The organism is Escherichia sp. MOD1-EC5189 (assembly GCF_002966045.1).
In the GTDB taxonomy this organism is placed as follows: domain Bacteria; phylum Pseudomonadota; class Gammaproteobacteria; order Enterobacterales; family Enterobacteriaceae; genus Escherichia; species Escherichia coli_F.
On the sequence record NZ_PTRX01000020.1, the window covers coordinates 84,407 to 107,513 of the forward strand.

The 23,107-nt window shown below is 51.8% G+C and carries 22 protein-coding genes and 1 tRNA gene; 7 read left to right on the forward strand and 16 right to left on the reverse strand.

The features are described 5' to 3' along the window. Positions 1 to 42 precede the first annotated feature (42 nt). The 5 genes from wzzE to trxA form a co-directional block, all read right to left on the reverse strand. Positions 43 to 1,089 carry an ECA polysaccharide chain length modulation protein gene (gene wzzE, locus ATB02_RS17375; protein ID WP_001355381.1) on the reverse strand — a complete coding sequence of 349 codons (1,047 nt, stop codon included), beginning with the start codon at positions 1,087 to 1,089 and terminating at the stop codon, positions 43 to 45. 11 nt (positions 1,090 to 1,100) lie between these two features. Next, the gene (gene wecA, locus ATB02_RS17380) at positions 1,101 to 2,204 is read right to left on the reverse strand and encodes a UDP-N-acetylglucosamine--undecaprenyl-phosphate N-acetylglucosaminephosphotransferase (protein ID WP_001050960.1); all 1,104 of its coding nucleotides are present in this window, start codon (positions 2,202 to 2,204) and stop codon (positions 1,101 to 1,103) included. 239 nt (positions 2,205 to 2,443) lie between these two features. After that, positions 2,444 to 3,703, reverse strand: coding sequence for a transcription termination factor Rho (rho, locus tag ATB02_RS17385; RefSeq protein ID WP_001054527.1), 1,260 nt, complete (start codon positions 3,701 to 3,703; stop codon positions 2,444 to 2,446). 84 nt (positions 3,704 to 3,787) lie between these two features. Further along, entirely contained in the window at positions 3,788 to 3,889 is a 102-nt protein-coding gene (gene rhoL, locus ATB02_RS17390; RefSeq protein WP_001295255.1) for a rho operon leader peptide RhoL, read from the reverse strand. A gap of 140 nt (positions 3,890 to 4,029) precedes the next feature. After that, a complete protein-coding gene (gene trxA / locus ATB02_RS17395; RefSeq protein WP_001280776.1) occupies positions 4,030 to 4,359 on the reverse strand; it encodes a thioredoxin TrxA in 330 nt (109 codons plus the stop codon). A gap of 130 nt (positions 4,360 to 4,489) precedes the next feature. On the opposite strand from trxA, the gene rhlB reads away from it, so the two are divergent. Beyond that, the gene (gene rhlB / locus ATB02_RS17400) at positions 4,490 to 5,755 is read left to right on the forward strand and encodes an ATP-dependent RNA helicase RhlB (RefSeq protein ID WP_000047508.1); all 1,266 of its coding nucleotides are present in this window, start codon (positions 4,490 to 4,492) and stop codon (positions 5,753 to 5,755) included. A 135-nt stretch (positions 5,756 to 5,890) separates the two neighbouring features. Further along, positions 5,891 to 7,375 (forward strand): guanosine-5'-triphosphate,3'-diphosphate diphosphatase, encoded by a 1,485-nt coding sequence (gene gppA, locus ATB02_RS17410; RefSeq protein WP_001355380.1) that lies wholly within the window; start codon positions 5,891 to 5,893, stop codon positions 7,373 to 7,375. A gap of 47 nt (positions 7,376 to 7,422) precedes the next feature. Here the strand turns inward: gppA and rep are convergent, their stop codons facing one another. After that, positions 7,423 to 9,444 carry a DNA helicase Rep gene (gene rep / locus ATB02_RS17415; RefSeq protein WP_105271969.1) on the reverse strand — a complete coding sequence of 674 codons (2,022 nt, stop codon included), beginning with the start codon at positions 9,442 to 9,444 and terminating at the stop codon, positions 7,423 to 7,425. Between the two features lie 217 nt (positions 9,445 to 9,661). Between rep and ATB02_RS17420 the strand changes: the two genes are divergently transcribed. Continuing rightward, positions 9,662 to 10,111, forward strand: a complete 450-nt coding sequence (locus ATB02_RS17420; RefSeq protein WP_105271970.1) for a type II toxin-antitoxin system PemK/MazF family toxin — start codon at positions 9,662 to 9,664, stop codon at positions 10,109 to 10,111. Positions 10,112 to 10,264: 153 nt separating this feature from the next. Beyond that, positions 10,265 to 10,546 carry a peptidylprolyl isomerase PpiC gene (ppiC, locus tag ATB02_RS17425; protein WP_001140258.1) on the forward strand — a complete coding sequence of 94 codons (282 nt, stop codon included), beginning with the start codon at positions 10,265 to 10,267 and terminating at the stop codon, positions 10,544 to 10,546. Positions 10,547 to 10,591: 45 nt separating this feature from the next. Here the strand turns inward: ppiC and ilvC are convergent, their stop codons facing one another. After that, positions 10,592 to 12,067 carry a ketol-acid reductoisomerase gene (gene ilvC, locus ATB02_RS17430; RefSeq protein ID WP_000024951.1) on the reverse strand — a complete coding sequence of 492 codons (1,476 nt, stop codon included), beginning with the start codon at positions 12,065 to 12,067 and terminating at the stop codon, positions 10,592 to 10,594. A gap of 149 nt (positions 12,068 to 12,216) precedes the next feature. Between ilvC and ilvY the strand changes: the two genes are divergently transcribed. Continuing rightward, positions 12,217 to 13,107: an HTH-type transcriptional activator IlvY gene (ilvY, locus tag ATB02_RS17435; RefSeq protein ID WP_000365790.1), complete on the forward strand. Its 891-nt coding sequence runs from the start codon at positions 12,217 to 12,219 to the stop codon at positions 13,105 to 13,107. Here the strand turns inward: ilvY and ilvA are convergent. The 7 genes from ilvA to ilvL all read right to left on the reverse strand — a co-directional run bounded on the left by ilvA (position 13,104) and on the right by ilvL (position 19,659). After that, positions 13,104 to 14,648 (reverse strand): threonine ammonia-lyase, biosynthetic, encoded by a 1,545-nt coding sequence (ilvA, locus tag ATB02_RS17440; protein ID WP_072274154.1) that lies wholly within the window; start codon positions 14,646 to 14,648, stop codon positions 13,104 to 13,106. The genes ilvY and ilvA overlap by 4 nt on opposite strands. A gap of 2 nt (positions 14,649 to 14,650) precedes the next feature. Continuing rightward, positions 14,651 to 16,501: a dihydroxy-acid dehydratase gene (gene ilvD / locus ATB02_RS17445; protein WP_105271971.1), complete on the reverse strand. Its 1,851-nt coding sequence runs from the start codon at positions 16,499 to 16,501 to the stop codon at positions 14,651 to 14,653. Between the two features lie 64 nt (positions 16,502 to 16,565). Then, entirely contained in the window at positions 16,566 to 17,495 is a 930-nt protein-coding gene (gene ilvE, locus ATB02_RS17450; RefSeq protein WP_000208520.1) for a branched-chain-amino-acid transaminase, read from the reverse strand. Positions 17,496 to 17,514: 19 nt separating this feature from the next. Then, positions 17,515 to 17,778, reverse strand: coding sequence for an acetolactate synthase 2 small subunit (gene ilvM, locus ATB02_RS17455; protein ID WP_000983255.1), 264 nt, complete (start codon positions 17,776 to 17,778; stop codon positions 17,515 to 17,517). Continuing rightward, on the reverse strand, positions 17,775 to 19,421 hold the full coding sequence (gene ilvG / locus ATB02_RS17460) for an acetolactate synthase 2 catalytic subunit (RefSeq protein WP_105271972.1): 1,647 nt from the start codon (positions 19,419 to 19,421) through the stop codon (positions 17,775 to 17,777). The genes ilvM and ilvG overlap by 4 nt, the downstream gene beginning before the upstream one ends. Positions 19,422 to 19,423: 2 nt before the next feature. Then, positions 19,424 to 19,474 (reverse strand): peptide IlvX, encoded by a 51-nt coding sequence (gene ilvX, locus ATB02_RS17465; protein WP_001387183.1) that lies wholly within the window; start codon positions 19,472 to 19,474, stop codon positions 19,424 to 19,426. An 86-nt stretch (positions 19,475 to 19,560) separates the two neighbouring features. Continuing rightward, entirely contained in the window at positions 19,561 to 19,659 is a 99-nt protein-coding gene (gene ilvL, locus ATB02_RS17470) for an ilv operon leader peptide (protein WP_001311244.1), read from the reverse strand. Positions 19,660 to 20,011: 352 nt separating this feature from the next. On the opposite strand from ilvL, the gene ATB02_RS17480 reads away from it, so the two are divergent. Beyond that, positions 20,012 to 21,532 (forward strand): YifB family Mg chelatase-like AAA ATPase, encoded by a 1,521-nt coding sequence (locus ATB02_RS17480; RefSeq protein ID WP_105271973.1) that lies wholly within the window; start codon positions 20,012 to 20,014, stop codon positions 21,530 to 21,532. Between the two features lie 24 nt (positions 21,533 to 21,556). On the opposite strand, the gene maoP is transcribed toward ATB02_RS17480, so the two are convergent. Beyond that, entirely contained in the window at positions 21,557 to 21,895 is a 339-nt protein-coding gene (gene maoP / locus ATB02_RS17485) for a macrodomain Ori organization protein MaoP (protein WP_000841001.1), read from the reverse strand. 118 nt (positions 21,896 to 22,013) lie between these two features. Here maoP and hdfR point away from each other — a divergent pair, with 118 nt between their 5' ends. Continuing rightward, entirely contained in the window at positions 22,014 to 22,853 is an 840-nt protein-coding gene (hdfR, locus tag ATB02_RS17490; RefSeq protein ID WP_000379245.1) for an HTH-type transcriptional regulator HdfR, read from the forward strand. 94 nt (positions 22,854 to 22,947) lie between these two features. On the opposite strand, the gene ATB02_RS17495 is transcribed toward hdfR, so the two are convergent. Continuing rightward, a tRNA-Trp gene (locus ATB02_RS17495) sits at positions 22,948 to 23,023 on the reverse strand. Positions 23,024 to 23,107: the final 84 nt, after the last annotated feature.

Genomic DNA, 23,107 nt, shown 5'->3' on the forward strand with positions numbered 1-23,107 from the left:
GAATAAGCGGCGAGCGCCTTTGCGCTCACCGCAGCAGTGTTGCTATTTCGAGCAACGGCGGGTTAATGCGACACCAGCCCCGATCAGCCCCCCGACAATGCCCCACATAATCATCAGGAAGGCACGACGTGGGCTATCGCGTTTTACCGGTTCTTCCGGCGTACGCAAATAGCGATAGGTCTGAAAACGCGGATCCAGGGTTGGACCAACATTCAGGGTGTTTAACATGGCCCGATTCTGATCATAGTCGAGATCAAAGGCCGGACCGACGGCCTGTAAATTTTCCAGCCGCGCCTGGAGCATTGGACGCCCAAGCAGGAACATTTCTGAATCAGGTAGTTCCTCGGCAGGTACATCTGTCGCACTGCGCGAAATATTATGCTGCTCAGCAATTTTCAGCGCCTGCTCAATGCTGTTCATCCGGCGGTCGTAGATGGCTTTCGCCACCTCTTCCTGACGCTTCACCTGAGCTTTCATCTGGATGGTACGCGCCGCCCATGCGCCTTTCAGCTCATCATTCAGATGGCTGGCTGCACGCTGGCTGGCAAAAGCAACATACTGACGTAACAGGTTATTAGCGTCAGGCGCGGTTTCGGCAATCAGCTTAACGCTATCATTGACCGCACGCGTGAAGTCACCGGGAATAAACACGATGTTGTTAATCATTTCATCCAGCAACGCCGCATCGGCTTTGCTGTTCCCGACCATCCGCTGTTTGTAATAGTCTGTCTGCAACCAGAAATCGCGGCGGGTATCCCACGAGGCCAGTTGCATAACAAACTCTTTATAGGCTTCATCCATGACCGATGGTTGGTCGGCAGAAGCCATGTTCGAACGGACGTCCAGGTTACGCAAAAATTGCTGCTGCGAGTAGTATCCTCCCAGCATATTCACTGTTGGACGATCGGTAATCGCCGTCGAGCTCCACTCCTGACGAGCAAAAAAAGTATACGCCAGCGCGATTAACGCAAACGCCAGCCCCATGCCAATAATCCACAGCTTCCCAGCCCACAAGGTACGAAACAACCCACGAATATCCAGTTCATTTTCAGCGTCTTCGGCCGGTTTCCCAGGCATTGGTTGTGTCATCACATCCTCATTTATTTGGTTAAATTGGGGCTGCCACCACGATTTCTACGCAGTCTGCGTTTTACGCGCTTAATAAAGCGAGCAACTTTCCAGGCACGCTTAATGCAATATCCATAGAGGAAGAATGCTAGCAAAAAGAGCACCAGCATGACCCATTCCGGGACAAAATGAGAGTATTCTGCCAGCACGCCAATTGAGGCGAGCAGTGCTGCGGCAAGGGTAATCAGCACAAACGCCTGGCGGGAAGTAAACCCGGCACGCATGATCAAATGGTGAATATGCTGACGGTCAGGAGAGAATGGGCTCATGCCTTTACGCAGGCGACGGTACATAATTGCCACCATATCCATTAGCGGAATGGCGATAATCCATAATGCAGTAACCGGGCTTATTGGGTGCGTTTTTCCCTGAGTCGTTTCGAGCAGGATCCAGATAACGGTAAAACCAATCAGCGTACTGCCCGCATCACCCATAAAGACTTTGTAGCGGCGACCCAGGATACCAAGGTTGAGCATGATATAGGGCAGGATGGCGGCGATCATCGCAAAGCACCAGATAGCGAGGCTGGTTTGCCCGTCGAACCACAAAATCATACCGATTGCTGCAAACGAGACGCAGGACAACCCGCCCAGCAAGCCATCAATGCCATCAACCATGTTGAAAGCATTAATTGCCGCCCAGACGGCAAATAGCGTCAGGAAGTAGCCAAACGGTCCGAGCACCATCTCCCAGGAGCCAAAGATATAACCCAGGCTACTGAGATAAAGTTTGCCGAACACCATCATAACAATGCCAACAGCGGCCTGTATGGTGGCACGGATTTTTACGCTGATATCAAAACGGTCATCCAGCGCACCGATGAACACAAGCACACCGGCACAAGCGAGATAGAGAGATGCATGCGGAATATAATAATCGACAATTCCGAACGTGAAGCAAATCCCTGCGTAAACCGAAATACCCCCAACGAGAGGTATCAATCCCTGGTGACGTTTGCGGAAGTTAGGTTTATCCACTAAACCGACTTTTTTTGCTACCTTTCGGGCAAAAAACAGAAACAGTGTCGTGAATAAAAAAATACTGATGAGATCAGTACTCACTGTCAGTAAATTCACAATGCATGCTCTCAGAGAAAATTATTAGCAGAAGTATAACCACGAAGACCTTTATTCAGAAGGGAAAGTCCGTTCCGAACCCACCAGTCCTGTGCAAAAATTAATCATTCGATATGCAAATTGCATAACACACGAGCAAAACCCAGGAATTTTCCTAACATTGCCAGTGCGGCAATAAGATTACAGATATAAAAGCAAAACGCCACGTAAACACGTGGCGTTTTTGGCATAAGACAAATTTATGAGCGCTTCATCATTTCGAAGAAATCGTCATTGGTCTTGGTCATCGCCAGTTTATTAATGAGGAACTCCATGGCATCGATTTCGCCCATCGGGTGAATGATTTTGCGCAGGATCCACATTTTCTGCAGCTCTTCCTGAGTAGTGAGCAGCTCTTCTTTACGGGTACCGGAACGGTTGTAGTCGATTGCCGGGAAGACGCGTTTTTCAGCGATCTTACGAGAGAGGTGCAGTTCCATGTTGCCTGTACCTTTAAACTCTTCGTAGATAACTTCGTCCATCTTGGAACCGGTATCGATAAGCGCGGTAGCGATGATGGTCAGGCTGCCGCCCTCTTCCACGTTACGCGCCGCACCGAAGAAGCGTTTCGGGCGATGCAGGGCGTTGGCATCCACACCACCGGTCAGTACTTTACCTGACGCCGGAACAACGGTGTTGTAAGCACGCGCCAAACGAGTGATGGAGTCGAGCAGAATGATAACGTCTTTCTTGTGCTCAACCAGGCGTTTCGCCTTCTCGATCACCATTTCCGCAACCTGAACGTGGCGAGATGCGGGTTCGTCAAAGGTGGAAGCAACAACTTCACCTTTTACCAGACGCTGCATCTCGGTGACTTCTTCCGGACGTTCGTCAATCAGCAGAACCATCAGCACACAATCCGGGTGGTTGTAAGCAATGCTCTGGGCAATGTTCTGCAGCAGCATGGTTTTACCGGCTTTCGGCGGTGCCACAATCAGACCACGCTGACCACGACCGATAGGTGATGCCAGATCCAGTACGCGAGCGGTTAAATCTTCAGTAGAACCGTTACCACGTTCCATGCGCAGACGAGAGTTTGCGTGCAGCGGGGTTAAGTTCTCAAAGAGGATTTTGTTGCGGGCGTTTTCAGGTTTGTCGAAGTTAACTTCGTTAACTTTCAGCAGCGCAAAATAGCGTTCACCTTCTTTCGGCGGGCGAATCTTACCAGAGATGGTATCACCAGTGCGGAGGTTGAAACGGCGGATTTGGCTAGGAGAAACGTAGATGTCATCAGGACCGGCGAGGTAGGAGCTGTCTGCGGAACGGAGGAAACCAAATCCATCCTGCAATATCTCCAGTACGCCATCACCAAAGATATCTTCGCCACTCTTTGCGTGCTGCTTCAGGATGGCAAAAATAATGTCCTGCTTACGCATACGAGCCAGGTTTTCCAGCCCCATATTTTCGCCGAGAGTGATCAGCTCAGAAACCGGCGTATTCTTTAATTCGGTAAGATTCATAGTGGTGTGAGTTCTTAAACTTGGGGTAAATCTCGAACTTAATGTTGTGAATGGTATGGCAGGATCATCCATGCCTGTTTACGGTCATCGACTCATGTCTTTTCGCTGCCTGGTCACAGGAGAGTACGCAGAACTGAAACGACAAGACGGATTGAGTGACGAGCCAGAAATCTGTTCACTTCGCATTTAAGATAAAACGGGAAGCGTTGGAAATTACAAGATTCAAACTTAATAAGGTATGTTTAATACGAAGTCAACACTAAGTTAGCATGACTCACGCCGGGCGTCCAGTTTTTAGCGACAGGGCACCCGAACATGAAATTCCCTTACGCCAGGTTAGCGTCGAGGAACTCTTTCAACTGACCTTTAGACAGTGCGCCCACTTTGGTTGCCGCCACTTCACCGTTTTTGAACAGCAGCAGAGTCGGGATACCACGGATGCCATATTTCGGCGCAGTGCCAGGGTTTTGATCGATGTTCAGTTTTGCAACGGTCAGTTTGCCCTGATATTCGTCAGCGATTTCATCCAGAATCGGGGCGATCATTTTGCACGGACCGCACCACTCTGCCCAGAAATCAACGAGGATCGCCCCGTCCGCTTTGAGTACATCCGTGTCAAAACTGTCGTCAGTCAGGTGAATAATTTTATCGCTCATATATAACTCCACAGGAATAAGCCTGGCGTGTTGGTTTCGTTGTTGGTGTAACATTAACCAACTAAAGGTTGACTTTATTTCACCGGATACGCTTTCGTAAAGCAATAGTAAGCTGATATTCTACCACACTATGAGCAAAACACATTTAACAGAACAGAAGTTTTCCGACTTCGCCCTGCATCCGAAGGTTGTAGAAGCCCTTGAAAAAAAAGGGTTTCATAACTGTACGCCCATTCAGGCACTGGCCCTTCCGCTGACGCTGGCGGGTCGTGACGTAGCCGGGCAGGCGCAAACCGGTACCGGGAAAACGATGGCGTTTCTTACGTCAACGTTTCATTATCTTCTCTCTCATCCCGCGATTGCCGATCGCAAGGTGAATCAGCCGCGTGCCTTAATTATGGCACCGACGCGTGAACTTGCCGTGCAGATCCACGCCGATGCGGAGCCACTGGCGCAAGCTACCGGCCTGAAGCTGGGTCTGGCTTACGGTGGTGATGGCTACGACAAACAGCTGAAAGTGCTGGAAAGCGGCGTTGACATACTGATTGGCACCACGGGTCGTTTAATTGACTACGCCAAGCAGAACCACATTAACCTCGGTGCCATTCAGGTGGTGGTACTGGACGAAGCCGATCGCATGTACGATCTGGGCTTTATTAAAGATATCCGCTGGCTGTTCCGCCGTATGCCGCCTGCAAACCAGCGCCTCAACATGCTGTTCTCCGCCACGCTTTCGTACCGGGTACGCGAACTGGCATTCGAGCAGATGAACAATGCCGAATATATTGAAGTGGAACCGGAACAGAAAACGGGCCACCGTATAAAAGAAGAGCTTTTCTACCCTTCTAACGAAGAAAAAATGCGTTTGCTGCAAACGCTGATTGAAGAAGAATGGCCAGACCGAGCGATTATTTTCGCCAACACCAAACATCGTTGTGAAGAGATCTGGGGCCACCTGGCAGCAGATGGTCATCGTGTCGGTTTGTTGACAGGCGATGTCGCGCAGAAAAAACGTCTGCGTATTCTTGATGAATTTACCCGTGGCGATCTGGATATTCTGGTTGCCACCGACGTTGCCGCGCGTGGTTTGCATATTCCGGCAGTGACGCACGTCTTTAACTACGATTTACCCGATGACTGTGAAGATTACGTTCACCGTATTGGTCGTACAGGTCGCGCAGGCGCAAGCGGTCACTCTATCAGCCTGGCCTGTGAAGAGTATGCATTGAATTTGCCTGCTATTGAGACCTATATTGGTCACTCAATTCCGGTAAGCAAATACAATCCGGACGCATTGATGACCGATCTGCCAAAACCGCTGCGCCTCACACGCCCGCGTACAGGTAATGGTCCGCGTCGTACTGGCGCTCCGCGTAATCGTCGTCGTTCAGGTTAAATAAAAAATGTCATACTCAAAATCATTCAAACTGTATCAAGATGGCAAGAGAATTAATCCCAATGAGCTTACTGTAGTAAGTGATTCGGATGAAAGAACGCAGCCAACGCAGAGACAGAATGAAGGATGAAGAGTATGGGTTCCACCTCGTCATTATATGCAGCCATTGATCTCGGTTCGAATAGTTTTCATATGCTGGTTGTGCGCGAGGTGGCTGGAAGCATCCAGACGCTGACGCGAATTAAACGCAAAGTGCGTCTGGCTGCTGGCCTGAACAGCGAAAATGCCCTGTCTAATGAAGCAATGGAGCGCGGTTGGCAATGTTTGCGCCTGTTTGCTGAACGTCTGCAAGATATCCCTCCCTCACAAATTCGCGTTGTCGCTACGGCGACGTTACGCCTTGCCGTCAATGCCGGTGATTTTATTGCCAAAGCGCAGGAAATCCTCGGTTGTCCGGTACAAGTAATCAGCGGTGAAGAAGAAGCTCGCCTGATTTATCAGGGTGTTGCTCACACCACTGGCGGTGCCGATCAGCGCCTGGTGGTGGATATCGGCGGTGCCAGTACTGAACTGGTAACCGGTACTGGCGCACAAACCACCTCGTTGTTCAGCCTGTCAATGGGCTGCGTCACCTGGCTGGAACGCTATTTTGCCGATCGTAATCTGGGGCAGGAAAATTTTGATGCCGCAGAAAAAGCGGCACGCGAAGTGTTACGTCCGGTTGCCGATGAATTGCGCTATCACGGCTGGAAAGTATGCGTTGGTGCTTCCGGCACTGTGCAGGCCTTACAAGAAATCATGATGGCACAGGGGATGGATGAACGGATTACCCTGGAAAAGTTGCAGCAACTGAAACAGCGCGCCATTCATTGTGGTCGACTGGAGGAACTGGAGATCGACGGACTGACGCTGGAACGTGCGTTAGTGTTCCCGAGTGGTCTGGCGATCCTGATAGCCATTTTTACCGAACTGAATATTCAGTGTATGACCCTGGCTGGCGGTGCACTGCGTGAAGGCCTGGTCTACGGCATGTTGCATCTGGCCGTCGAGCAGGATATTCGCAGCCGTACGCTGCGTAATATTCAACGCCGCTTTATGATCGATATTGATCAGGCTCAGCGAGTAGCCAAAGTTGCGGCTAATTTCTTCGATCAGGTGGAAAACGAATGGCATCTTGAAGCGATTAGCCGTGATTTGCTCATCAGCGCCTGTCAGCTTCATGAAATCGGTCTGAGCGTTGATTTCAAACAAGCGCCGCAACATGCTGCTTATCTGGTGCGTAATCTGGATCTTCCCGGTTTTACGCCTGCACAGAAAAAATTACTGGCGACGCTACTACTCAACCAGACGAACCCAATAGATCTCTCCTCGTTGCATCAACAAAATGCCGTACCGCCACGCGTCGCAGAACAACTCTGCCGTTTACTACGCCTGGCCATCATTTTTGCCAGCCGTCGCCGTGACGATCTCGTGCCAGAGATGACATTAAAGGCCAACCATGAACTGTTGACCTTGACGCTTCCGCAAGGTTGGCTAACCCAACATCCGCTGGGTAAAGAGATTATTGATCAGGAAAGCCAGTGGCAAAGCTATGTTCACTGGCCGTTGGAAGTACATTAAAGAGTAATATGCCGGATGCGATGCTCGCGCATCTTACCCGGCCTTGATTATTTCCCTCGTTTTGCTGCCATCATCGCCTTCAGATTTGCCAGATGGTTTTGGCCTTTCTGCATTCGTTCTTCGGCGCTGACAACTTTGCGCTCCTGATCCCATACCAAATCATCCTGCGGCAGCTCCAGCAGGAAGCGACTCGGCTCCGGGCGCACAAGTTCGCCGTACTGACGGCGTTCTTTACACAGCGTAAAGGTCAATTCCTTCTGGGCGCGGGTGATGCCAACATAGGCCAGCCGACGCTCCTCATCAATATTGTCTTCATCGATGCTGCTCTGGTGAGGCAAAAATCCTTCTTCCATACCGACCATGTAGACATAAGGAAACTCCAGCCCTTTTGACGCGTGCAGAGTCATCAGTTGTACCTGATCCAGCTCTTCCTCGCTCTCGCCGCGCTCCATCATGTCTCGCAGAGTAAAGCGCGTCACCACCTGAGTGAGCGTCATCGGCTCATCCAGTTCACTGCCTTCCAGCATCTCCGTCATCCAGCTAAACAGTTGGTTGACGTTCTTCATGCGCATTTCGGCAGCTTTCGGGCTGGGCGATGTTTCATACAGCCAGGATTCATAATCCATGCCGTGGATCAGATCGCGTACTGCGGCAATCGGTTCCCGCTCCGCCAGGCGCTGGATTTCCGCTAGCCAGTGAGTGAAGCGGGTCAATGCTTCATAACCACGTCCGCTAAGCGTCTGGCTCAGGCCCATATCAAAACTGGCGGTAAACATACTTTTATTGCGCGTCATCGCCCACTCGCCCAGCTTTTTCAGCGTCGCCGGACCAATCTCTCTCTTCGGCGTGTTAACGATACGCAGGAACGCACTATCATCGTCCGGGTTAGTCAGCACACGCAGATAAGCCAGCAAATCCTTGATTTCCGGGCGAGAGAAGAATGAAGTACCGCCAGATATTTTGTACGGGATGCGGTTTTGCATCAGGAATTTTTCAAACACCCGCGACTGATGGTTACCACGATAAAGAATGGCGTAATCTTTGTACTGCGTTTTATTGACGAAGTGATGGGCGATCAATTCACCGGTGACGCGCTCGGCCTCATGTTCCTCGTTATTCGCGCTTAAAACTTTTAGCTCTGTGCCGTAGCCCAGTTCGGAGAACAGACGCTTTTCAAAGACGTGCGGGTTATTGGCAATGAGGATGTTCGCCGCTTTCAGAATACGTCCGGAAGAGCGGTAGTTCTGCTCAAGCTTAATCACCTTCAGCGCCGGAAAATCCTGGCTCAACAGCACCAGGTTTTGCGGACGTGCGCCGCGCCAGGAGTAGATCGACTGGTCGTCATCGCCAACTACGGTAAAGCGCGCGCGGCTGCCCACCAGCAGTTTCACTAGCTCATACTGACTGGTGTTGGTGTCCTGATATTCATCCACCAGCAGATAGCGAATTTTGTTCTGCCAGCGCTCGCGTACTTCTTCATTGCGTTGCAGCAGCAACGTCGGTAATAAAATCAGATCGTCGAAGTCGAGAACGTTGCACGCTTTCAGGTGTGAATCATACAGCCCATAACAATGGGCAAAAATACGATCCCGCTCGCCCTTTGCTTCTGCCGCCGCCTGCGCCGGTGTTTTGAGATCGTTCTTCCAGTTAGAGATGGTCGAAATCAGCTGTTGCAGAAGAACTTTGTCATCTTCAATCAGCCCCTCGGTCAGTTCTTTGAGTAACGCCAGTTGATCGGTATCGTCAAACAGTGAAAAGTTCGCTTTCATCCCAAGCGCCGCATACTCTCGTTTGATGATATCCAGCCCTAATGTATGGAAGGTGGAGATCATCAGCCCGCGCGCCTCTTTACGCCCCAGCGTCTGCCCGACACGCTCTTTCATCTCGCGCGCCGCCTTATTGGTAAAGGTCACCGCCGCGATATGCCGTGCCTGATAACCGCAACCGCGGATCAGATGGGCGATTTTATTGGTGATAACACGAGTTTTACCGGAACCCGCGCCCGCCAGCACCAGGCAGGGGCCGGTAACGAATTCGACAGCTTGTTGTTGGCCGGGGTTTAGACGCATAGGTGTATTGCTCAATCTTCGAACGGGGGGGAGGATTGTAGCAGAATCGCATTTGAATGTGACCGAGTGAAAACCGCTAACCGGATGGCTGCGGATGTTTAAATCAGAGAGGGAAGGCCGAAACCGGAGTGCATCATGAATCCATTAGACTTAGAAAATATCGGGTCGTAACGTTGTGTTATTACTTTTTCAGAGTTTACTAAGGAGAGGTTTACTCGTGGCGATTAATTTCAGCCCTAAGGTTGGTGAAATACTGGAATGCAACTTTGGTAACTATCCTGTTAGCCAGAATGGACAGTTCAGCACGACGTATTACGATGGCCGCATTCCACCTGAGATGATAAAAAATAGGTTGGTTGTCGTGCTCAACGGAAAAATTAATGGCAACGCATGTATCGTCATTCCATTATCAACCACTCGCGACCATGACAAGTTAAATCGTGGAATGCATGTTGAAATAGCCAGTAATGTTATCAATGACCTGCAATTCTTTGATCAGCAGATACGTTGGGCTAAAGCCGACCTGGTACAACAAGTCAGTCGAAACCGATTAAACAGAGCAAGGACTTATCGGGGGTATCTTAATCAATGTTTGCCACATGAGTTGGTTGCAGACATACAGAGGGCAGTCATCAAGTCAATCAATGCCATATCGCTCATAAATTGACAATAAAATCACCATCCCCGATAATGACTCTGTAGCCCATAGAGGCCCTAAGTTTTCTCCCCTTGAGGGACCTGCGAAGCCCGGATTTTCCTGGCTTTTGCCATATATGTCCCCCCCCTCCCTGACTGACAATTTTTAATTCAAGGCACGATCATGGCAAAAACAGCAGCAGCACTGCATATCCTTGTAAAAGAAGAGAAACTGGCTCTGGAACTTCTCGAGCAGATTAAGAACGGCGCCGATTTCGGCAAGCTGGCGAAGAAACACTCTATTTGCCCGTCAGGGAAACGCGGCGGTGATTTAGGTGAATTCCGCCAGGGCCAGATGGTTCCGGCGTTCGATAAAGTGGTTTTCTCTTGTCCGGTACTGGAGCCAACCGGTCCGCTGCATACCCAGTTCGGGTATCACATCATTAAGGTGCTTTACCGTAACTAACAGCAAGGCCTTCTCCGGGAGAAGGCCTTGAACTCTGAATCGCACTTAACCCGCAACTGCAATACGTTTCATATCTGTCATATAGCCGCGCAGTTTCTTACCAACCTGCTCAATTGCATGGCTGCGAATTGCTTCATTTACATCACGCAGCTGCGCGTTATCTACCGCACCTTCCGGAATAGCTTTACCTAAGTCGCCCGGTTGCAGCTCTGCCATAAACGGTTTCAGCAACGGCACACAAGCGTAAGAGAACAGATAGTTACCGTACTCGGCGGTATCAGAGATAACCACGTTCATTTCGTACAGACGCTTACGGGCGATGGTGTTGGCAATCAGCGGCAGTTCGTGCAGTGATTCATAGTAAGCAGATTCTTCGATGATGCCGGAATCAACCATGGTTTCAAACGCCAGCTCAACGCCTGCTTTTACCATCGCGATCATCAGTACGCCTTTATCGAAGTACTCCTGCTCGCCGATTTTGCCTTCATACTGCGGCGCAGTTTCGAACGCGGTTTTGCCGGTCTCTTCACGCCAGGTCAGCAGTTTCTTATCGTCGTTGGCCCAGTCAGCCATCATGCCGGAAGAGAATTCGCCGGAGATGATGTCATCCATATGTTTCTGGAACAGCGGTGCCATAATCTCTTTCAGCTGTTCTGACAGCGCATAAGCACGCAGTTTCGCCGGGTTAGAGAGACGGTCCATCATCAGGGTGATGCCGCCCTGCTTCAGGGCTTCGGTGATGGTTTCCCAACCGAACTGAATCAGTTTTTCTGCATATGCCGGGTCGGTGCCTTCTTCCACCAGCTTGTCGAAGCACAGCAGAGAGCCAGCCTGCAACATACCGCACAGAATGGTTTGCTCGCCCATCAGGTCAGATTTCACTTCCGCAACAAAGGACGACTCCAGCACGCCCGCACGGTGACCACCGGTGGCTGCCGCCCATGCTTTAGCGATCGCCATGCCTTCGCCTTTCGGATCGTTTTCCGGGTGAACGGCAATCAGCGTCGGTACGCCAAACCCACGTTTGTACTCTTCACGCACTTCAGTGCCAGGGCATTTCGGCGCAACCATTACTACGGTGATGTCTTTACGGATCTGCTCGCCCACTTCGACGATGTTGAAACCATGTGAGTAACCCAGCGCCGCGCCGTCTTTCATCAGTGGCTGTACGGTGCGCACCACGTCGGAGTGCTGTTTGTCTGGCGTCAGGTTAACCACCAGATCTGCCTGCGGGATCAGCTCTTCGTAAGTACCCACTTTAAAACCGTTTTCGGTCGCTTTACGCCAGGATGCGCGCTTCTCAGCGATCGCTTCTTTACGCAGGGCATAAGAGATATCCAAACCAGAATCACGCATGTTCAGGCCCTGGTTCAGACCCTGCGCACCACAACCGACGATGACCACTTTTTTACCCTGAAGGTAGCTCGCGCCATCGGCGAATTCGTCGCGGCCCATAAAGCGACATTTGCCCAGCTGTGCCAGCTGCTGGCGCAGGTTCAGTGTATTAAAGTAGTTAGCCATGGTGATTCCTCGTGATGTTGTGCTTCTTATTGTTCGGTTCGCGTTTGCGAGATTGAATTCACTATATGACAGGAAATTTATTGCGGAAATTGATATATTCACAACGTCACATTGCAATTTTTGCAACGTCAACATTGAGGGCTGCGCCATTGGATTTACGCGATCTGAAAACCTTCCTGCATCTGGCGGAAAGCCGCCATTTTGGCCGCAGCGCGCGGGCGATGCACGTTAGTCCATCCACGCTTTCCCGACAGATTCAGCGCCTGGAAGAAGATCTCGGTCAGCCGCTGTTTGTGCGCGATAACCGTACGGTGACGCTGACCGAAGCGGGCGAAGAACTGCGCGTTTTCGCCCAGCAAACACTGTTGCAGTATCAGCAATTGCGCCACACCATCGACCAGCAAGGACCGTCGCTCTCTGGCGAATTACATATCTTCTGCTCGGTAACCGCTGCCTACAGCCATCTGCCGCCGATTCTGGATCGGTTCCGCGCGGAACACCCGTCGGTGGAGATTAAACTCACTACTGGTGATGCGGCGGACGCAATGGAAAAAGTGGTAACGGGGGAAGCGGATCTGGCGATTGCCGGGAAGCCGGAGACGCTGCCCGGTGCGGTGGCGTTTTCAATGCTGGAGAACCTTGCGGTGGTGCTGATCGCGCCCGCGCTGCCTTGCCCGGTGCGTAATCAGGTTTCGGTAGAGAAGCCGGACTGGTCTACAGTGCCGTTTATCATGGCCGATCAGGGGCCGGTGCGCCGCCGCATTGAGTTGTGGTTCCGACGCAATAAAATCAGTAACCCGATGATTTACGCCACGGTTGGCGGGCATGAAGCGATGGTTTCGATGGTGGCGCTCGGCTGCGGCGTGGCATTGTTGCCGGAAGTGGTGCTGGAAAACAGCCCGGAACCGGTGCGTAACCGCGTGATGATTCTGGAGCGTAGCGATGAGAAAACGCCGTTTGAGCTGGGCGTTTGTGCACAAAAAAAGCGGCTGCATGAGCCGCTGATTGAGGCTTTCTGGAAGATTTTACCGAACCATTAACCTGCCAAAAAGAACCTGAACGCCGGGTTATGGGTTTCATCGTGGCAATCGTAGCCCAGCTCATTCAGCCGGGTTTCGAAATCCGGTTCGTGGTCGCCAAGCTCAAAGGCCGCCAACACGCGTCCGTAGTCAGTACCATGACTGCGATAATGGAACAACGAAATGTTCCAGTGCGTGCCCAGCGTGTTGAGGAAGCGCAGCAGCGCACCCGGTGATTCCGGGAATTCGAAGCTGTAGAGACGTTCCTGCAACGGATGCGATGGACGCCCGCCGACCATATAGCGCACGTGTAGTTTCGCCATTTCGTCGTCGGAGAGATCAACCACGCTGTAGCCGCCATCGTTGAGCATCTGCAAAATTTCTTTACGCTCTTCGAGCCCTCGACTTAAGCGCACGCCGACAAAAATGCAGGCGTTTTTCGCATCGGCAAAGCGGTAGTTGAACTCGGTGACCGAACGCCCGCCAAGCAACTGGCAGAACTTCAGGAAGCTGCCTTTTTCTTCCGGAATGGTCACCGCCAGCAATGCTTCACGTTGTTCGCCCAGTTCGCAGCGTTCCGAGACGTAGCGCAGGCCGTGGAAATTGACATTCGCCCCCGAAAGCACATGCGCCAGTCGTTCGCCGCGAATATTGTTCTGGGCGATGTATTTTTTCATTCCCGCCAGCGCCAGCGCGCCGGAAGGTTCCGCCACTGCGCGCACATCTTCGAATAAATCCTTCATCGCCGCACAGATCGCATCACTATCGACGGTGATGATGTCGTCGAGATACTCCTGGCATAAACGGAATGTTTCGTCGCCAATGCGTTTTACCGCTACGCCTTCAGCAAATAGCCCCACGCGCGGCAGATCAACCGGATGACCCGCATCCAGCGCCGCTTTCAGGCAGGCGGAGTCTTCCGCTTCAACGGCGATCACTTTGATTTGCGGCATCAGTTGTTTGATCAGCACCGCCACACCCGCCGCCAGACCGCCGCCGCCGACCGGCACAAACACGCGGTCAAGATGGGCATCCTGCTGGAGCAGTTCCAGCGCCAGCGTGCCTTGCCCGGCGATCACCATCGGGTGGTCGAACGGCGGCACCCAGGTGAAGCCCTGCTGCTGTGACAGTTCGATCGCTTTCGCTTTTGCTTCGTCAAAGTTCGCGCCATGAAGCAACACTTCGCCGCCAAAGCCGCGTACCGCATCAACTTTGATATCGGCGGTGGCGGTTGGCATGACGATCAGCGCCTTCACGCCTAACCGTGCGGAAGAAAACGCGACGCCCTGCGCGTGATTACCCGCCGAGGCAGTGATCACGCCATGCGCTTTTTGTTCTTCCGTCAGGCTCGCCATCATGGCGTATGCACCGCGCAGCTTAAAGCTGTGTACCGGCTGGCGATCTTCGCGCTTCACCAGAATCACGTTATCAAGACGCGACGAGAGCTTTTCCATTTTTTGTAGCGGCGTGACCTGCGCCGCCTCGTAAACCGGTGCACGTAGCACCGCTCTTAAATATTCGGCGCCTTCCGGAGCACCAGACAGGGGTTGTGAGTCTGCCATCATTAACCCCCCAGTTTCGATTTATCGCGCACCGCGCCTTTGTCGGCGCTGGTTGCCAGGCTGGCGTAGGCGCGCAGGGCAAAGGAAACCTGACGTTCACGGTTTTTCGGCGTCCAGGCTTTGTCGCCACGGGCTTCCTGCGCTTCACGACGGGCCGCCAGTTCGGCATCGCTTACCTGTAACTGAATGCCACGGTTCGGTATGTCGATGGCGATCAGGTCGCCGTCTTCAATCAGGCCAATGCTGCCGCCGCTTGCCGCTTCCGGCGAGACGTGGCCGATGGAAAGACCAGAGGTGCCGCCGGAGAAGCGTCCATCGGTGATCAGCGCACAGGCTTTGCCGAGACCCATTGATTTCAGGAAACTGGTTGGGTAGAGCATTTCCTGCATCCCCGGACCGCCTTTCGGGCCTTCATAGCGAATTACTACCACATCTCCGGCGACAACTTTACCGCCGAGAATCGCTTCTACCGCGTCGTCCTGGCTTTCGTATACTTTCGCCGGGCCGGTGAATTTGAGGATGCTGTCATCGACGCCTGCGGTTTTAACGATGCAGCCGTTTTCTGCGAAATTACCGTAGAGCACCGCCAGACCGCCGTCTTTGCTGTAGGCGTTTTCCAGCGAGCGGATACAGCCATTGGAGCGATCGTCGTCCAGCGTATCCCAGCGGCAATCCTGCGAGAATGCCTGTGTAGTACGAATGCCCGCCGGGCCAGCGCGGAACATATTTTTTACCGCATCATCCTGGGTCACGACGATGTCGTATTGTTCCAGTGTTTGCGGCAACGTCAGGCCAAGTACGTTTTTCACATCACGGTTCAGTAACCCCGCGCGATCCAGTTCGCCGAGAATACCGATAACACCACCAGCACGGTGAACATCTTCCATATGGTATTTCTGGGTGCTCGGCGCGACTTTACACAGCTGCGGTACTTTGCGGGAGAGCTTATCGATATCACTCATGGTGAAGTCGATTTCCGCTTCCTGTGCCGCCGCCAGCAGGTGAAGTACGGTGTTAGTCGATCCGCCCATCGCGATATCCAGCGTCATGGCGTTTTCAAACGCCGCCTTACTGGCGATGTTACGCGGCAGTGCGCTTTCATCATCCTGTTCGTAGTAACGTTTGGTCAATTCAACAATGCGTTTACCGGCATTGAGGAACAACTGCTTACGGTCAGCGTGGGTTGCCAGCAGCGAGCCGTTGCCCGGCTGCGACAGGCCCAGAGCTTCGGTCAGGCAGTTCATCGAGTTAGCGGTGAACATCCCGGAACACGATCCGCAGGTTGGACAGGCGGAACGTTCAACCTGATCGCTCTGGGAGTCAGAGACTTTCGGGTCTGCGCCCTGGATCATCGCATCAACCAGATCGAGCTTGATGATCTGATCGGACAGTTTGGTTTTCCCGGCCTCCATCGGGCCGCCGGAAACAAAGATCACCGGAATATTCAGGCGCAGGGAAGCCATCAGCATCCCCGGGGTGATTTTGTCGCAGTTAGAGATGCAGACCATGGCGTCGGCGCAGTGGGCATTGACCATATACTCAACGGAATCAGCGATCAGTTCGCGAGATGGCAGTGAATAAAGCATCCCCCCGTGGCCCATAGCGATCCCATCATCCACCGCAATGGTATTGAACTCTTTGGCAACGCCGCCAGCCGCTTCAATTTGTTCGGCGACCAGTTTACCGAGATCGCGCAGATGAACGTGACCCGGTACAAATTGGGTGAACGAGTTCACAACCGCGATAATCGGCTTACCGAAATCGGCGTCGGTCATTCCGGTGGCGCGCCACAGCGCACGAGCACCCGCCATATTACGACCATGAGTGGTGGTGGCGGAACGGTACTTAGGCATACTTTATTTACTCCCAGTGTCTGTCTCGTAAATGGGACGGTGCGTGCCGTCCCATTTTTTGTATTTATTGATTAACTTGATCTAACCAGCCCCATTTATCTTCGGTTTCGCCGGTGAAGAGGCCGAAGAAGGCTTGCTGGATGCGTTTGGTAACCGGGCCACAACGGCCTTCGCCTACCTGGATACCATCTACACTGCGCACTGGCGTGATTTCAGCCGCTGTACCAGACATAAACACTTCATCCGCCAGGTACAGTGATTCGCGCGACAGCACCTGCTCACGCACTTCAATTCCCAGTTCTTTCGCCAGTTTGATGATGGCGTCACGGGTAATCCCCGGCAGCGCGGATGAGGTGAACGGTGGGGTAAACAGCACACCGTCTTTCACTTCAAACAGGTTTTCGCCCGCACCTTCAGAGATATAACCATTCACGTCCAGCGCGATACCTTCCTGATAACCGTGGCGGCGCGCTTCGCTACCCACCAGCAGAGAAGAGAGGTAGTTACCACCGGCTTTTGCCGCGGTTGGGATGGTGTTTGGCGCTGCGCGGTTCCAGGAGGAAACCATTGCATCGATCCCCTGCTCCAGCGCTTCTGCACCCAGATACGCTCCCCACGGGAAAGCGGCGATAATCACGTCGGTTGAGTATCCCGCTGGCGGGTTTACGCCCATGCCAACATCACCGACGAAGATCAGCGGACGGATATAGGCGCTGGTGAGATTGTTTTTGCGGATCACGTCACGACACGCTTCCATCAGCTCATCAATGCTCTGCGAAACCGGGAAGCGATAGATTTTGGCGGAGTCATGCAGACGCTGCATATGCTCACGATGGCGGAATACAACTGGTCCTTTGTGCGAATCATAGCAACGGATACCTTCAAAAACTGAGGTACCATAGTGCAGCGCGTGCGACATCACATGCACCTTCGCGTCTTCCCAGCGAACCATTTCCCCATTGAACCAAATGTAATCAGCTTTCTTCGTGGTCATTTTTATATTCCTTTTGCGCTCAGGCGCGGATTTGTTGTGATGTGGTTGTGCTCTGGCAGATGGCAACGTGTGCGACGTCCACCAGTTTATTTAACTGACTAAACAGTAAGTCGACCGACCGTGGGCTGGCAACGGTCAATTCGATATTTATATTTTGTGCATCGCTGGCGGCGGCCATATTCATTGAGCAGACGTGGAAACCACGATGACGCACCACGCGTAAAACACGTTCTAAGGTTTCCGGATTGAAGCGAGCCGATACATTGACCTGATGTTGCATCATGATAATTTCTCCAACATTTCTGAATTACTGGCGCCAGGCGGCACCAGCGGCCAGACGTTCTCAAGTTCGTCGATTGAGACATGAAGCAGGTATGGCCCATCACTGTTCAGCATGGTGTCGAGTGCCGCTTCAACCTGGTCTTTACGGGTGATGTGTTGGCCAGGGATGCCGAAGGCGCTGGCTAACATGAGGAAATCGGGATTATCGGTAAGGGTGGTTTCGCTATATCGTTCCTGGAAAAACAGTTGCTGCCATTGTCGAACCATCCCTAACCGTTGGTTATCGAGTAAGACGATTTTCAACGGTAACTGCTTGCGTTTTACGGTGCCCAGCTCTTGCACATTCATCATGAAAGAGCCGTCACCGGAGATACAGACGACGGTATCGTTCGGTCGCGCAACTTGCGCACCAACCGCTGCCGGTAAACCAAACCCCATGGTGCCTAATCCGCTTGAAGTGATGAAATTTTCCGGGCGAGTGTGGACGATGTGCTGCGCGGCCCACATCTGGTGCTGCCCTACATCTGTGGTTACTACACAATCTTCAGGTTTACGATCCGACAGTTGTTTTAACAACAACGGCGCGTAGATAGCATCACCGGGATGGTTGTAACGCCATGCATGTTCATCACGCAGCTGCGCGCAGTGTTGCTGCCAGTCATTGATATTCAACGGCTGTCGTAATGCCGGTAACAGAGCATTTAAATCACCCTGCAATGCCACATGCGCCTGACGCAGCTTGTTCATTTCTGCCGGGTCGATATCCATATGGATAACACTGGCGTGTGGTGCGAAGGTGTTCAGTTTGCCAGTTACCCGGTCATCAAAACGTGCACCCACGGCGATCAACAAGTCACATTCCTGCACCGCAAAGTTCGCCGCTTTGGTGCCGTGCATCCCCAGCATGCCCAGATAGTACGGATAATCCGCATCAACTGCGCCAAGTCCTTTCAGCGTGCAGGTGGCAGGCATTTTTGTGGCAGAGAGAAATTCTCGTAATGCAGGAACTGCCTGCGCCATACCCACGCCACCGCCAACGTACAGCATCGGTTTTTGCGCTTTTGCCAACATCTGGCGCGCTTGCTCGACTTCGGCATGTGGGAAAGTCACTTCGTTTTCAACGGTGGTGAACCAGGGTTCCAGATCGCCGCTGGCTAACTGGATATCTTTTGGGATATCGACCAAAACCGGACCGGGACGACCTGAGCTGGCAACTTCGAATGCTTCAGCCATGATGCGCGGCAACTCTTCCAGAGACTGTACGAGGAAACTGTGTTTGGTACAGGCTAATGACAATCCCAGGACATCAACTTCCTGAAATGCATCGGTGCCGATGAAGGGAGCGGACACCTGACCGGTGATGGCAACAACAGGGATGGAATCTAACAGCGCGTCCGCAAGCCCGGTTATCAGGTTGGTTGCGCCCGGACCAGACGTGGCGATACATACGCCAGTTTTGCCGGTAGCACGGGCATAACCGATAGCCGCCATTGCCGCGCCCTGCTCATGTCGGCACAGCAAGTGCTCCACGCCGCCGTCATACAATGCATCGTAAACCGGCATAATTGCGCCACCCGGATAACCGAAAACGGTATTCACACCTTGTGCCCGCAACGCATGTACCACCCACTGTGCGCCATTCATAGTTAGTTCCCCGTCCTGAATCTTGAGAAACAGAATTTTGTGCTGTTATTCATTGTCTGCTCCTCGGTTATGTTTTTAAGGTCAAAAAAAACCCCCGGACCTTTCGGTGCGGGGGTCTTAGTTCGTTAAGGCTTGATCTCTAAGCCTTTCCTCGTCCAAGTGCAGCCCCGCACGGTGGGATAATAATCACCACCACGCTAATCACGACCAGGCTAATCACTCGTAGAAGGGCTGTCATTTTGTCTTTTCTTGCATCTTGTTCGAAGGAATGCCTAAAGAGTTACCATAGATTTTGCGAATAGCACAAGATATTTTTTGGCCGATTTTTATGATGCCTTTAATAATTTCAATAGAAATTGTTGTTTTTTAAAAAGAAAACAGTGAGTGAAAAAAATTCAATTTCAGTATGAATGTTGTTCCCTTCCTCGTAGTTAATCCTTTGTCCACTGCATTTTTGCGAGCATCGTTCCACCGCCAGAACAACTCAACTTCACTTGCACAAATAAACAGGAATCAGCCACTAAAATTCACGAATTAGCGGGCTACAGCAGCGATATCTTATGCACATAATGGCGACTCAAGGAGGGCTTATGTCACTGTCAATTGTTCATACCCGCGCAGCCCTGGGAGTAAATGCGCCCCCAATCACTGTTGAGGTACATATCAGTAAAGGTCTACCCGGCTTAACGATGGTGGGCTTACCAGAAACAACGGTAAAAGAAGCTCGCGATCGCGTGCGCAGCGCCATTATCAATAGCGGATATGAATATCCGGCGAAAAAAATCACCATCAACCTTGCTCCAGCCGATCTGCCAAAAGAAGGGGGACGATATGATTTGCCTATCGCTATTGCGTTACTGACGGCCTCAGAACAGCTTACAGCCAATAAGTTAGATGAATATGAATTAGTCGGAGAACTGGCGCTTACAGGCGCTCTGCGTGGCGTTCCCGGCGCAATCTCCAGTGCAACTGAAGCTATTAAGTCGGGCAGAAAAATTATCGTCGCGAAAGATAACGAAGATGAAGTGGGGCTAATTAACGGTGAAGGATGCCTGATAGCCGATCATCTGCAGGCTGTCTGCGCGTTTCTGGAAGGTAAGCACGCTCTCGAACGCCCGAAACCAACTAATGCAGTATCCCGGGCGCTACAACATGATCTCAGTGATGTTGTCGGTCAGGAGCAAGGAAAGCGAGGACTGGAAATTACCGCCGCTGGCGGGCACAACCTTTTACTGATTGGACCGCCGGGAACAGGTAAAACAATGCTCGCCAGCCGTATTAATGGCCTTTTGCCAGATTTAAGCAATGAAGAGGCACTGGAGAGCGCTGCGATATTAAGTCTGGTAAATGCTGAATCAGTACAAAAACAATGGCGGCAGCGCCCGTTCCGCTCACCTCATCACAGTGCGTCGTTAACTGCGATGGTGGGCGGTGGTGCAATTCCAGGGCCAGGTGAAATTTCGCTGGCGCATAACGGCGTGCTTTTTCTTGATGAGCTACCTGAATTTGAACGGCGTACACTGGATGCCTTGCGAGAGCCGATTGAATCCGGGCAGATCCATCTTTCACGCACGCGGGCCAAAATAACCTACCCGGCCCGTTTCCAGCTTGTTGGGGCGATGAATCCTAGCCCTACCGGACATTATCAGGGAAACCATAACCGCTGCACACCAGAACAAACTCTGCGTTATCTCAACCGACTCTCTGGTCCCTTTCTTGACCGATTCGACCTCTCACTGGAGATCCCATTACCGCCCCCCGGAATTTTGAGTAAAGCGGTAGTGCAGGGAGAAAGCAGCGCCACCGTTAAACAACGCGTAATGGCCGCCAGAGAGCGCCAATTAAAGCGGCAGAATAAACTGAATGCCTGGCTGGATAGTCCGGAAATACGGCAATTCTGCAAGCTTGAGAGCGAAGATGCGTTGTGGCTGGAAGAAACGCTGATCCATCTGGGGTTATCGATTCGTGCCTGGCAACGATTACTGAAGGTATCGAGAACTATTGCTGATATTGATCAGTCTGACGTCATCACACGCCAGCATTTACAGGAGGCAGTTAGCTATCGAGCTATCGATCGCTTGCTTATTCATTTACAAAAACTACTGACATAAAAAAAGGGCATTTCGCCCTTTTTATTAATCGTCGGAATCGGTGTAGTCTTCAGCACCTTCAACCTGCGGTTTACCACCGGAAAGAGTGTGAAAACGTTTTGGACGCTTGATACGCGTCATATACTTGGACCACACGCGTTCTGCTTCTGTCACTGGCTCACGTTCGCCACGGCATACTGCTACGAAGAGTTTCTCTTCCTCGGTAACCGGCTCGCGTTTGCCGAGATCCAGCTCATTGAAGGCATAACCATGACGTTCAAGCAGTTGTGCCTCTTTGATGGTGAAATCACCATGACGAGAGAATCCACGTGGATAATGTTTATTGTCGAAATATCGATTAGTCGTCGTAAAGCTTTCCGCCATCCTGCACGCTCCTAATTCTTTGACCGAGCTAGTTATGGCGCGGAGTATTAGTTACGCTTGACAGAGTGTAAAACAAAACATTTAAATCATAACGACAAATAATTTTGCGGAGAGCACTGTGGATACGGAATTGTTAAAAACTTTCCTGGAAGTTAGCCGAACGCGTCACTTTGGTCGAGCAGCTGAATCGCTCTATCTGACCCAGTCAGCAGTGAGCTTTCGAATCAGACAACTGGAAAATCAACTGGGTGTGAACCTTTTCACCCGCCACAGAAACAATATCCGTTTAACCGCTGCCGGTGAAAAACTACTGCCTTACGCAGAAACGCTCATGAGCACCTGGCAGGCCGCCCGTAAGGAGGTGGCGCATACCTCACGACATAACGAGTTTTCTATCGGTGCCAGCGCCTCGCTGTGGGAATGTATGCTTAATCAGTGGCTGGGACGCTTGTATCAAAATCAGGATGCCCATACAGGTTTACAGTTCGAAGCGCGAATTGCCCAACGGCAGTCTCTGGTAAAACAGCTGCATGAACGCCAGCTTGATCTTCTTATTACTACTGAAGCACCCAAAATGGACGAATTTAGCAGTCAGTTGTTGGGGTATTTCACTTTAGCGCTTTATACCAGTGCCCCTTCTAAACTAAAGGGAGATCTAAACTATCTGCGATTAGAGTGGGGGCCAGATTTTCAACAGCATGAGGCAGGTTTGATCGGTGCTGACGAAGTTCCCATTCTGACAACGAGTTCAGCTGAACTGGCACAGCAACAGATTGCGATGCTTAATGGTTGCACCTGGCTACCAGTCAGCTGGGCGCGTAAAAAAGGCGGTCTGCATACCGTTGTCGATAGCACAACACTTTCACGGCCGCTTTATGCTATATGGCTGCAAAATAGCGATAAAAATGCGTTGATTCGTGATCTATTGAAAATTAACGTGCTGGATGAAGTGTATTAATCTGAATGGCTGGCAAGGATGCCGGTGGAAGGATTTACTTCGGAGAGGTTATTTCAGATAAAAAAAATCCTTAGCTTTCGCTAAGGATGATTTCTGGCAGGGGCGGAGAGACTCGAACTCCCAACACCCGGTTTTGGAGACCGGTGCTCTACCAATTGAACTACGCCCCTAATTAGGGTGGCGGAACGGACGGGACTCGAACCCGCGACCCCCTGCGTGACAGGCAGGTATTCTAACCGACTGAACTACCGCTC